This window comes from Neisseria sp. P0021.S005, assembly GCF_051956955.1.
Genome location: NZ_JBQCWY010000058.1, coordinates 1 through 11970 on the forward strand (window position 1 = coordinate 1; position 11970 = coordinate 11970).

The window sequence follows — 11970 nt, forward strand, 5'->3', positions numbered from 1 at the left end:
ACTCATGGCCCAACCGGCAATATCTTGATTTTTATATTCCTGCGCCAACAACAAATCTGCACCAAACGCCGCAGAGATGAAAGAAGCCGCAAAAATCGGTATCATGGTTCGCATTACATTATTCATATTCATAAGACACTTTTCCATACTTGCTTTTGTTATTATATATGCATAATAACAAAAGACCGTCTGAAACGTAAACAACATTAAATAAGCATTTCCTAGGAACACCCATGGCACTCCAATTTGAAATCAACGCCGTTACCCCCTTCCGTCAAAACTGCACGCTGATTTGGGACGATGAAACCAAAGAAGCCGTGTTGGCCGATGTCGGCGGCGACGTCCCTTATTTATTGCAACAAGTCCAAAGCAAAGGCCTCAAGCTGACCGCCATTTGGCTGACCCACGGCCATCTTGACCACGCAGGCGGCGTGGTTGAACTTTTGAAAACCTGCGACGTACCCGTTCTCGGTCCGCACAAAGACGACGAATTCCTGCTCCAAGCCCTTCCGCAAACAACGGCGCAATACGGCTTCCCTGTTTCTCCGTCATTCACGCCGACACGCTGGCTGGAAGAAGGGGAAACGCTCAAAGTCGGCAACCATAGCTTCCAAGTCCTCCACATTCCCGGCCACACTCCCGGCCAAGTCGTTTTTTACAACGCCGAAAACAGTCTTTTAGTCGCAGGCGATGTTTTATTTTATGAGACCGTTGGTCGCACAGATTTTCCGCGCGGCAATCATGATGACCTCATAAACAATATCCGCGCTAAACTATTAACCCTGCCCGAAACCACGCAAGTTATAGCCGGGCACGGTCGCATGACCAGTATCGAGCATGAGAAAAGGTACAATCCGTTTCTGGTTCGTTAATATGAATGTTGTATAAAGCCAACATTCTGGCATACACAGATTATGCGTATAAAGGAAAACTGGCATACAATTTGCAGGGATAACATCCGAAAGATTAAGTACCTAATCTCCGGCAAATGCCAAAATGAACTAAAGCACAAAGATAACAAGGTATTACGCAATACAACCTGATTTATCGAAAACTGGACATCTCTAAACCCCAAGCCTTACTCGCAGTGAAATTGTTACAAAGTGACAATAAATGTCAGTCAGGCCGTCTGAACGGTTCTGCCGATTCAGGCGGATACAACGGAGATGAGGCGCAATGCCCTGCCGGAATGTGCCGATGTTCTGTTTGTCAAACCGTCGGGTACATCTTTAAGAAGCACAACATTATTTGGGTAAACCGGCAAACTCGCTGCCGGCACTAACAGGCCGTCTGAAAAGTTCGGCTGGTAAAATCAATAAAAGGATTATCAAATGAAAAAAATCGCAAAAGTGGGCTTCGTCCTGCTGGCTACCGGCCTGCTGGCCGCCTGTGCTACTAAGAGCAAAATCACTCCTGAAGGCACTACCGACGAGCCACGCTTCCCTAAACCTTACTCTCTGACCTTCAACAAAGACCGTGGTACATTCCCGACTTTTGACGAGTTGGATCAAATGCGTCCTGGTCTGACCAAAGACGACATCTACAAAATCCTCGGCCGTCCTCACTACGACGAAGGCATGGTTGGCGTGCGTGAATGGGACTACCTGTTCCACTTCTACACCCCAGGCGTAGGAGTTGACCCTGAAAACACTTCCGGCGTTGAAGGCATCACTACTTGTCAATACAAAGTGATCTTCGACAAAGACAAATTTGCACGCAGCTTCTTCTGGAATCCAGTATTCCCTAAAGATGCTGTATGTCCTCCTCCAGCACCTACACCTAAACAAGAGCCTCAAGTGATCATCCGCGAGATCATTAAAGAAGCTCCTAAACGCATCCGTCAATAAGGACAAATTTGAAACGGATCCTATTGGGTATAGCCTTGGCAGCAGGTCTGAATTCTTTGGCTGCTGCCGATGCTGTCAGTGACTATATCCAGCGTAAAAAAGTTGTGGTCAATACAGCTAAGGCGGAGCTTTGCTTTGCCGATGACGGTCAGTGCCATCCGGTACTGATTGGCAAGACCACGCCGAAAGGCAAATTCAATATGACGCCGATGATGACCAGCAAACCGGGTTACGGTGGCGAGGTTATCGGCTTCAAAGAAGAAAATGACTTTCTGTTTGCGTTACACAGGGTATGGACGCTCAAGCCGCAGGAAAGACGCATGGAACGCATCGCTTCTCCTCATGTGGCCGACCGCATCATAACCAATGGTTGTATCAACGTACAAAATAATGTGTACGAAAAACTGCGTCAGTATTTCATTCTGGAAATCATCTGATGTAAGTCAGTCAAACAAAGGCCGTCTGAAACTTTTCAGACGGCCTTTCTTCTCAAACGAAAATTCAACGGCAATTTGCTTGCTCCGTCAGTACCAAACGAAGAATATTTGACCGCTTCATCCTCAATTCATCCTCAAACCATATCACTTTTTACCATATCCAAAGAACCAACGGTTATTTATGCCGTTTCCCGCCCAATGCTAGAATCGCGCGTTTATATATCGGCTCGCCGAGAAATCAAATAAATAATATAGTGGCAGGAATAGCTTTTATTCCCTGCCCCTTACATACACAAACATCATGACCGATTCTTCTGCCAAATTACCCAATTTGTGGCTGCTGATCGCCGCTGCCGCCTCCATCCTGCTGATTACCATCGGCATGAGGATGACTTTAGGGCTTTTTGTCCTGCCCGTCGTCAACTCGACCGAATTGAGCATGACCCAGTTCAGCCTGATTATTGCCGTTTTCCAATTGATGTGGGGCATATCGCAACCCTTGTCCGGCGCGTTGGCCGACCGTTTCGGCGCGTTTAAGGTTTTAGCCGGCGGGACGGTTCTATTGATTGCCGCCTGTCTGATGGTGCCGCAAATGCCGACTTATTGGGGGCTGATGCTGGGTATCGGTTTATTGTTGGCATTCGGTACGGGTTCGGGCGGATTTTCCATCATTATGGGACAGGTCGCCGCCAAAACGCCGCCTCATCGGCGCGGCTTGGCTTCCGGCCTGGTCAATGCAGGCGGGTCCGCAGGGCAATTTTTGTTCGCGCCGCTGGTTCAAGGTTTGATTGCCCTCCCCCACGTCGGCTGGACGGGGACATTTTACGTTTGGGCAGTCATTGCCATCTTGATTTTGCCGATTTCTTGGTGGCTGGCCGGCGGCAAACATGCTGCTCATACCGTCCATACCGACGACGGCCAAACCCTGAAGCAGGCCGTCTGCAAGGCTTTCGCCAACCGCAGCTATATCTTGCTGCATTTGGGTTTCTTTACCTGCGGTTTCCACATCGCCTTTTTGGTTACCCACCTGCCAACCGAAATTTCACTTTGCGGCCTCCCTGCTACGGTCGCTTCGACCTCCATTGCCATTATTGGTTTGGCAAACATCGCTGGCTGTATTTTTTCAGGCTGGTGTACCGGCAGATTTTTGGGCAAATACGTCCTCTTCGGTTTATATGCTTCGCGTGTCGCCATGATATTGATTTATCTGGCCGCCCCTAAAACCGATTTGAACTTCTATCTTTTCGCCGCCGGACTCGGTTTCACTTGGCTGGCAACCGTCGCCCCCACCGCCGCCATTACCGGCAAACTTTTCGGTACGCGCTACTTGGCCACCCTCTTCGGGTTGACCATGTTGAGCCACCAAATCGGCGGCTTTTTGGGTTCGTACATCGGCGGCATCGTCATCACGCGCTTCAACGATTACGGCTGGATGTGGTACGCCGACGCAGTCTTGGCAGGCACGGCCGCCCTGTTGAATTTACTGATTCATGAACGGAAAGCGGCTGCCGCCTGACGCGGAAACCTTGACATTCTAAGGCCGTCTGAAACGTTTCAGACGGCCTTTGCCTTATTCCATTTTTTATGTTTTATCCACAATCGATATTCCTATCCATTATTTAACACTCTCTTACAAACCCGTTAAAATACTGCCTTTATCATGCTGATTGTCTGACTCTGATGAACTGGTCTTATCTGATCGATGCCATCCCTAAATTTGTCGATGCGGCAAAGCTGACGCTGGAATTGTCGGTATATGGCGTCGTTTTGTCGTTGCTGTTCGGCCTGCCCGTTGCCGTGGTTACGGCATACCGCATCCGCCCCTTCTACGCATTGGCACGCGCCTATATCGAGCTGTCGCGCAATACGCCCCTGCTGATCCAATTGTTTTTCCTGTATTACGGCCTGCCGAAAATGGGCATTAAATGGGACGGTTTCACCTGCGGCGTGATCGCACTGGTTTTCTTGGGCGCAAGCTATATGGCGGAAGCCATCCGCGCCGGTATTTTGGCCGTCCCCAAAGGACAGATCGAAGCGGGCAAGGCCATCGGTTTGAGCCGCTTTCAAGTGTTCCGCTATGTCGAATTGCCTCAGGCATGGGCGGTCGCCGTTCCCGCCATCGGCGCAAACGTATTGTTTTTGATGAAAGAAACATCTATCGTCAGCGCGGTCGGCATTGCAGAATTGTTGTTCGTTACCAAAGACATCATCGGCATGGACTACAAAACCAACGAAGCCTTGTTCCTGCTGTTTGCCAGCTACCTGATCATCCTTCTGCCCGTTTCGCTTCTGGCGCGCTGGGCCGAAAACCGCGTACGGAGTGCAAAATATGGTGTTTGACTGGCTGTTTGAAGGACAAAACGCGGCACGCTTGGGCGAAGGCCTGTTGTTAACGGCGCAGATTTCCCTGGCCTCCGTTGCCGCTTCCTGCGTATTGGGTACGCTGTTCGGCTTGGTTTTGCGTTCGCGCAACCGGCTCATCCGCTTTATCGGACGGTTTTATCTCGAAACCATCCGAATCGTGCCGATTTTGGTGTGGCTGTTCGGCCTGTATTTCGGCCTATCCGTCTGGACAGGCATCCACATCGACGGATTTTGGGTCTGTGTCTGGGTATTTACCATGTGGGGTATCGCCGAAATGGGCGATTTGGTCCGCGGCGCATTGGAATCGATTGAAAAACACCAGGTCGAATCAGGCCTGGCACTCGGCTTGAGCCGCGGGCAGGTATTCCGCTACATCGAGCTGCCGCAAAGCATCCGCCGCGTATTGCCCGGCGCCGTCAATCTGTTTACGCGCATGATCAAAACCAGCTCGCTCGCCTCCCTTATCGGCGTCATCGAAGTCGTCAAAGTCGGCCAGCAAATCATCGAAAACTCGCTGCTGACGCAACCCAATGCTTCATTTTGGGTTTACGGCCTGATTTTTATGCTGTATTTCTTCTGTTGCTGGCCGCTGTCGCTGCTGGCGGCAAAACTTGAACAAAAATGGGAACACTGACATGGCTTTACTGAGCATCCGCAACCTGCACAAACAATACGGCAACGTAACCGCCATTCAATCCTTAGACTTGGACTTGGAAAAAGGCGAAGTCATCGTACTGCTGGGCCCGTCCGGCTGCGGCAAATCCACCCTCCTGCGCTGCGTCAACGGTTTGGAGCCGCACCAAGGCGGCAGCATCGTGATGGACGGGGTCGGCGAATTCGGCAAAGACGTTTCCTGGCAAACCGCCCGGCAAAAAGTCGGCATGGTCTTTCAAAGCTATGAACTGTTTGCCCACATGACCGTCATCGAAAACATCCTCTTAGGCCCGGTGAAAGTACAAAACCGCAACCGCGCCGAAGCAGAGGCACAAGCCGACAAACTGTTGGAACGCGTCGGCCTGATCGACCGCAAAAACGCCTATCCGCGCGAACTCTCCGGCGGCCAGAAACAACGCATCGCCATTGTCCGCGCCCTGTGCCTGAATCCGGAAGTCATCCTGCTGGACGAAATCACCGCCGCACTCGACCCCGAAATGGTGCGCGAGGTTTTGGAAGTGGTTTTAGAACTCGCCCGCGAAGGCATGAGCATGCTCATCGTAACCCATGAAATGGGGTTTGCCCGCAAAGTTGCCGACCGCATCGTCTTCATGGACAAAGGCGGCATCGTCGAATCGACCGACCCCGAAACCTTCTTCTCCGCCCCGAAAAGCGAACGCGCCCGCCAATTCTTGGCAGGCATGGACTACTGATTTTATTTTCAGGCCGTCCAACCCTTTTTCAGACGGCCTCCACTTTCAACCAAACATTTGAAAAGGAAACACTCATGCAATTGAACGCCAAATTCAAAGCCCTCCTCGCCTCCGCCGCCATCGCCGTCGGCCTGACTGCTTGCGGAGGCGGCTCCGGCGATGCCCAATCTTCACAAAGCAGCGGCGCAGCAACCGTTGCCGCCATCAAAGAAAAAGGCGTCATCCGTATCGGCGTATTCGGCGACAAGCCTCCGTTCGGCTATGTTGACGCCAACGGCAAAAACCAAGGCTTTGACGTTGAAATCGCCAAAGACCTGGCCAAAGACCTGCTCGGCAGCCCCGACAAAGTCGAATTCGTCCTGACCGAGGCCGCAAACCGCGTCGAATACGTCCGTTCCGGCAAAGTCGACCTCATCCTCGCCAACTTCACCAAAACACCCGAACGCGCCGAAGCCGTCGATTTCGCCGATCCTTACATGAAAGTGGCCTTGGGCGTAGTTTCCCCCAAAGACAAACCGATTACCGACGTTGCACAATTGAAAGACCAAACCCTTCTGGTCAACAAAGGCACCACCGCCGACGCCTTCTTCACCAAAAGCCATCCTGAAGTCAAACTGCTGAAATTCGACCAAAATACCGAAACCTTCGACGCGCTGAAAGACGGCCGCGGCGTAGCACTCGCCCACGACAACGCCCTGCTGTGGGCATGGGCAAAAGAAAACCCGAATTTTGAAGTCGCCATCGGCAACCTCGGCCCTGCCGAATTCATCGCCCCGGCTGTTCAAAAAGGCAACACCGACCTCCTGAACTGGGTCAACGGCGAAATCGCCGCCATGAAAAAAGACGGCCGTCTGAAAGCCGCCTATGAAAAAACCCTCTTACCCGTGTATGGCGAGAAAGTCAAACCGGAAGAATTGTTGGCGGAATAAACCGACTATTTTCTCGGCAAAAAGTCACTTGGCCGTATTTCAGCTATCCGATTTGTGATTAATTTAAACAAATATCATATCCAACAACAGGCCGTCTGAACGTGTTATCGATACCTTCAGACGGCCCATTGTTTAAAAACGAATAACATGATAACCTTTTAATAACGGATGAAATAATTCGTCCGATATTTCTACAAAGCAAAAAGGAAACTATGATGAACCGTCGTCAATTTATCGGCAGCGCCGCTGCTGTCTCTCTCACCGCCGCCGCTTCTTTTGCCCGTGCTCACGACCATGCACACCACGCCGGTCATGCTGGTCACGCGCACTCTGCACCGCGCGCCTACGAAGCTGCGCGCAAAGCGGCCGCACATTGCGTTGAAGCCGGTCAAATCTGTTTGGCGCACTGCATTGCCCTGTTGAGCGAAGGCGATACCTCCATGAAAGACTGCGCAGCCGGCGTTAACCAAATGCTGGCACTGTGCGGCACCTTGCAAAACCTCGCCGCCCAAAATTCACGCCTGACTCCGTCTTTGGCAAAAGTGTGCATCGAAGCCTGCAAACAATGTTCTGCCGCCTGCAAAGAACACGCCGGCCACCACGCTGAATGCAAAGCCTGCTACGAATCTTGCTTGGCTTGCATTAAAGAATGCGAAAAAATTGCTGCTTAATCAATATTAAAAAAGGCCGGCTGAATTTCAGACGGCCTTTTATTTTGCTATTTTGTTTACGCTATTCGGCTGCAAGCTCTTGCTCATCAAGCAGATTTTTCCGAACAATCGCAGGATTGCCCGCTGCCACGCAATAAGGCGGCACATCTTTAGTAACCACCGAACCTGCGCCGATTACCGCACCCTTACCGATGGTAACGCCGCCCATGATAATCGCACGTCTACCAATCCAAACATCGTCTTCAATCACAATCGGGCGAATGTCCGTATAGCCTTCAAAGCGGCGGGTTTCAGGGTTGAATTTGTGGTTGGTTGAATAAAACAGGCATTCCGGTCCCATCATCACGTTCTTGCCGAGGGTCAGGCCGTGGCAGATTTCGCAATTGACGCCGATACCCGAATTGTCGCCGATTACCGTATCCGGAAAAACATATCCGCCTTTTTCAATATTGACGTTTCTTCCGATGTTTGGGGAAATGCACGCAGCCAAAGCGGCGCGGAATTTTTGCGCAATTCTGCCGAATGGTTTGCAATAAGACGGAGGCAACATTCCTCCCCAGACACGCAAAATACGCGTCAATATCCTTTTTTGCATGGATTCCGTCTCCTGTTCGTAAAAGCGTAAATATTAATCAGACTATTATTTTTCTTAAAGTTTCACATCTAAAAGAGGTTTTACATCCTCTTTTCAGTTGAATTACAGCCCGATTACACAATATTTGGTTTGAAACTCTATTCTAAACTGTTCTCGCCTGTTGCGAAACTGCCCGCTACGCAAAATATCCGCTTGACGAAACAGCCAAAAATAGCGAAAATCCCACGCTTAACTGAAGTACAGGCAAAACCCCTGTGCCCGCTTAATCGAAAGGAAATCAAATGAAACAAGGTATTCACCCGAACTACCACGAAATCAACGTTACCTGCTCTTGCGGCAACAAATTCGTGACCAAATCCGCAATGGAAAAAGACAGCTTCAACGTTGAGGTTTGCTCCCTGTGCCACCCTTTCTACACCGGTACTCAAAAAATCGTCGACACTACCGGTCGTGTGGACAAATTCAACAACAAATTCGGCAACCTGTTCAAACGCTAATTGCCGCTTTGTCAAAAAGACTGCTTCGTGCAGTCTTTTTTGCATTCAGGCCGTCTGAAATATTTCTTTCAGACGGCCTGAGCTTTTTGTCGTCAACCGAATACCATATCATTCCAAACACCCGATAAAAACGAGCCATAAGCATTATTTTACAAAGCTCTCCGGTCCGGCATATCGCGCAAACCTGTCAAACCCTGTACCATTACTATTCAAACTAACCGTTTTTTGACCTTCCATGCTGACTTACACACCGCCCGATCCGCGCCGCCCCCAAAAAACCCATGAAAAACCATGGCTTCTGCTGCTGATGGCCTTTGCCTGGCTGTGGCCGGGCGTGTTCTCGCATGACTTGTGGAACCCTGCCGAACCCTCCCTCTTTACCGCCTCCGAATCCATGAAAAACGGCGGCAGCCTGTTGGTTGCACAAATCTTCGGCCAACCCGACTTCACCATCTCCCCTGCTTTTTTGTGGGTGGCAACCGCATTCCAAACCCTGTTTTCGCCTTGGGCGGCCGATGCCTATGATGCCGCGCGTTTTGCCGGCGTGGTATTCACCACCATCGGACTGACGGCCTGCGGATTTGCTGGTTTCAACTTTCTCGGCAGACATCACGGCCGCAGCGTTGTCTTAATCCTTATCGGCAGCATCGGTTTGCTGCCCATCGCCCACTTCCTCAATCCCATGTCGGCCGCTTTTGCCGCGTTTGGATTGATTCTGTGCGGCTTTTCACTGGCACACCGCCGCGTCATTATCGCCATTTTGTTGTTGTGCGGCGGTTGGGTTTTACTCTCCCTTTCCTCAGGCTATCTGCTGACCGCGGCCATGATGTTTTTGGCACTTGCCCTATCGTTCCATTCTACTTGGCAAAGCAAACGCTATCTGCTGACCCTGATTGGCGCCATCGTCGTTTCCCTGCCCCTACTGATTCTGTATCCGCTGGTTTTATCAAAAACCAATCCCGAATGGTTTGATATTTGGTTCAACCATTATTCCTTAGGCGTATTCGGCGGCTTCCATCAGATTCAGACGGCCTTCAACCTGCCCTATTATCTGAAAAACCTGCTGTGGTTTGCCCTGCCTGCCTGGCCGCTGGCAGCATGGACGCTCAGCCGCACGCGTATCCACGATAAAAATTGGGGCATTCTGAGCCTGTCGTGGCTGGTTATCATGACAGCCCTGCTCGCCATCAATCCTCAACGCCTGCAAGACAACCTCGTTTGGCTGTTGCCGCCGCTTGCCCTGCTCGGCGCGGCACAACTGGACGGCCTGCGTCGCGGTGCAGTGGCATTTATCAACTGGTTCGGCATCATGGCATTTGGTCTGATTGCCGTCTTCCTGTGGCTGGGCTTCTTCGCCATGAACTACGGCTGGCCTACCAAACTGGCCGAACGCGCCGCCTATTTTAGCCCGTATTACATCCCCGACATCGACCCGATTCCGATGGCAGTCGCCCTGCTGTTTACCCCATTGTGGCTTTGGGCGATTACGCGTAAAAACATCCGCGGCCGCCAAGCCGTCACCAACTGGGCGGCCGGCGTGACCTTGGCTTGGGCTTTGCTGATGACCCTGTTTTTACCGTGGCTCAACGCCGCCAAAAGCCATGCGCCGGTGGTACACCAAATGGAAGCCGCGCTTTCTTTCGAATTGAAACAGAAACTTTCAGACGGCCTCGAATGTATCAGCATCGACGGCCAAGACCAGCGCACACGCATCGCGTGGACACAATACAGCCATATTAAAACCACGACCGACAACGCCTCCTGCCGCTACCGCCTCATCCGTCAAGCCGCCAACATCGGCGCACCTTCGGGTTGGCAGACCTTGTGGCAAGGCGCAAGACCGCGCAACAAAGCCGAGACTTTCCTATTCTTAGAGAAAACTTCAGCGCAATAAATCCGTGACACTAGCCATAAAGCTGAATATTCCTGCTACATTCAAATAAAAGGCCGTCTGAAAGAACTTTTATCCTTTCAGACGGTCTTTGACTTACTTTAACACCGCTTCCCGTACAATGGCCCTTTTCCCTTATCTGCCTAAAAATATGAAACCCAACCGCCTTTTGCCCTTCGTCCTCTTATTGACTGCCCTCTCCGCCCATGCCAAAGATTTCATTATCTACGACCGCATGGACTATGTCGGCAAACCCGACCTTACTGCCGACAAACTCTCCAAAGTGTTCTTGGTTTACGAAAGCGAGCTGGTCAAACCCGATCCGACGGGCAAACTCAAACACGGCGTACTCAACGAAGCGCGCATCCGTGAATTGGCCAAACAATCGCGCCGCGAAGGCTACCGCACCATTTCCACCGACATCGAAAGCTGGTTTGCCGAAAAAGACGGCCAACTGCTGACCCCCGACGAATTGAAAACCGACTTCGCGCGAATGTACCAAATCTTCAGAGAAGAAAACCCGCGCGCCGTCATCAGCAACTACGGCATGCCTTCCGAACACCTGCACGGCATCCGCCACTACCGCCCCAACGTTGACAACGAAACCATCTTGGCCAAATGGCGGCAAGTCAGTAAACGCCGTGCACCCACCGCCGCCATCAGCGACTATGCCAATCCCGTGTTCTACATCACTTCCCCCGATTTGGTGCAATGGGAAAAAGACGTGAAAACCGCCGTTGACGACATCCACCAACGCTTTCCCAACAAAAAAATCATCGGCTACATTTGGCCGCAATATTATTCGGCCACCAACAGCCCTTATTTCAAGCAATTCATCGACCCCGCCCGCTGGCGCAAAATGCTCGAAATCAGCAAAAAATACACCGACGGCGTGATTATTTGGTCGGACAAGCGCGATGAAAACAACCAAATCGTGCGCTGGAACGATCCGCGCATCCAAGCCACGATGAAGGCGACCCAAGCCTTCATAAATGCCAATGCCAAAGAAATCAAGGTAGAAGGTTTGCAAAAATATTAAAAACAAGGCGGGCATGTTTGCCCGCCTCTTTATATACCTACACAGCTGTCTGTATGTTTGACACAACACGCTGCAAAACGACCGTACCACCAACGCTTCTGCATTCTTTCACACGTTTTTACCCGTTATTCTTAAGCACAGGCCGTCTGAAAATTGCCCGAATATCCAATACCCTTTACAATACCCGTAATTAAAATACATTTTTCGACACCCCTCTCCTGCATGAGTTCCACACCCTTCATCGAAATGAAAGACGTTGCCTTCGCATATGGCGACCGTCCTATTCTGAACAACATCAACTTCAGCATTCCACAAGGCAATTTCGCCGCCGTA

13 protein-coding genes and 2 pseudogenes are annotated in these 11970 nt (G+C 51.1%); 13 read left to right on the forward strand and 2 right to left on the reverse strand.

What is annotated here, in order from left to right:
• Positions 1-114 (reverse strand): annotated as a pseudogene (locus ACTHUE_RS05480) (DNA ligase); the annotation flags it as partial.
• Positions 115-233: 119 nt separating this feature from the next.
• Here ACTHUE_RS05480 and ACTHUE_RS05485 point away from each other — a divergent pair.
• From ACTHUE_RS05485 to ACTHUE_RS05525, 9 genes are all read left to right on the forward strand, one after another.
• The gene (locus ACTHUE_RS05485) at positions 234-872 is read left to right on the forward strand and encodes an MBL fold metallo-hydrolase (RefSeq protein WP_070695256.1); all 639 of its coding nucleotides are present in this window, start codon (positions 234-236) and stop codon (positions 870-872) included.
• Positions 873-1331: 459 nt separating this feature from the next.
• Positions 1332-1847, forward strand: coding sequence for an outer membrane protein assembly factor BamE (locus tag ACTHUE_RS05490; RefSeq protein ID WP_049332857.1), 516 nt, complete (start codon positions 1332-1334; stop codon positions 1845-1847).
• Positions 1848-1855: 8 nt separating this feature from the next.
• The gene (locus tag ACTHUE_RS05495) at positions 1856-2284 is read left to right on the forward strand and encodes a hypothetical protein (RefSeq protein ID WP_049332858.1); all 429 of its coding nucleotides are present in this window, start codon (positions 1856-1858) and stop codon (positions 2282-2284) included.
• Positions 2285-2585: 301 nt separating this feature from the next.
• Positions 2586-3800: an MFS transporter gene (locus ACTHUE_RS05500; protein WP_049344972.1), complete on the forward strand. Its 1215-nt coding sequence runs from the start codon at positions 2586-2588 to the stop codon at positions 3798-3800.
• 164 nt (positions 3801-3964) lie between these two features.
• Positions 3965-4624 carry an amino acid ABC transporter permease gene (locus ACTHUE_RS05505; protein ID WP_003748035.1) on the forward strand — a complete coding sequence of 220 codons (660 nt, stop codon included), beginning with the start codon at positions 3965-3967 and terminating at the stop codon, positions 4622-4624.
• Complete coding sequence (locus ACTHUE_RS05510) at positions 4614-5282, forward strand: amino acid ABC transporter permease (RefSeq protein WP_049344971.1); 669 nt, start codon at positions 4614-4616, stop codon at positions 5280-5282. Before ACTHUE_RS05505 ends, ACTHUE_RS05510 begins: the two co-directional genes overlap by 11 nt.
• Position 5283: 1 nt before the next feature.
• Positions 5284-6015: an amino acid ABC transporter ATP-binding protein gene (locus ACTHUE_RS05515; RefSeq protein WP_049344970.1), complete on the forward strand. Its 732-nt coding sequence runs from the start codon at positions 5284-5286 to the stop codon at positions 6013-6015.
• A 74-nt stretch (positions 6016-6089) separates the two neighbouring features.
• Positions 6090-6944: an amino acid ABC transporter substrate-binding protein gene (locus ACTHUE_RS05520; protein WP_036492138.1), complete on the forward strand. Its 855-nt coding sequence runs from the start codon at positions 6090-6092 to the stop codon at positions 6942-6944.
• Positions 6945-7159: 215 nt separating this feature from the next.
• Complete coding sequence (locus ACTHUE_RS05525; RefSeq protein ID WP_049335818.1) at positions 7160-7615, forward strand: four-helix bundle copper-binding protein; 456 nt, start codon at positions 7160-7162, stop codon at positions 7613-7615.
• Positions 7616-7676: 61 nt separating this feature from the next.
• Here ACTHUE_RS05525 and ACTHUE_RS05530 read toward each other — a convergent pair whose 3' ends face one another.
• The gene (locus tag ACTHUE_RS05530; RefSeq protein WP_049335816.1) at positions 7677-8210 is read right to left on the reverse strand and encodes an acyltransferase; all 534 of its coding nucleotides are present in this window, start codon (positions 8208-8210) and stop codon (positions 7677-7679) included.
• 281 nt (positions 8211-8491) lie between these two features.
• On the opposite strand from ACTHUE_RS05530, the gene rpmE reads away from it, so the two are divergent.
• From rpmE to ACTHUE_RS05550, 4 genes and pseudogenes are all read left to right on the forward strand, one after another.
• Positions 8492-8707: a 50S ribosomal protein L31 gene (gene rpmE / locus ACTHUE_RS05535; RefSeq protein ID WP_003681847.1), complete on the forward strand. Its 216-nt coding sequence runs from the start codon at positions 8492-8494 to the stop codon at positions 8705-8707.
• 235 nt (positions 8708-8942) lie between these two features.
• Entirely contained in the window at positions 8943-10601 is a 1659-nt protein-coding gene (locus ACTHUE_RS05540; protein ID WP_049335814.1) for an ArnT family glycosyltransferase, read from the forward strand.
• 148 nt (positions 10602-10749) lie between these two features.
• Positions 10750-11637 carry a hypothetical protein gene (locus tag ACTHUE_RS05545; RefSeq protein WP_224783382.1) on the forward strand — a complete coding sequence of 296 codons (888 nt, stop codon included), beginning with the start codon at positions 10750-10752 and terminating at the stop codon, positions 11635-11637.
• Between the two features lie 195 nt (positions 11638-11832).
• A pseudogene (locus tag ACTHUE_RS05550) lies at positions 11833-11970 on the forward strand (ABC transporter ATP-binding protein); the annotation flags it as partial.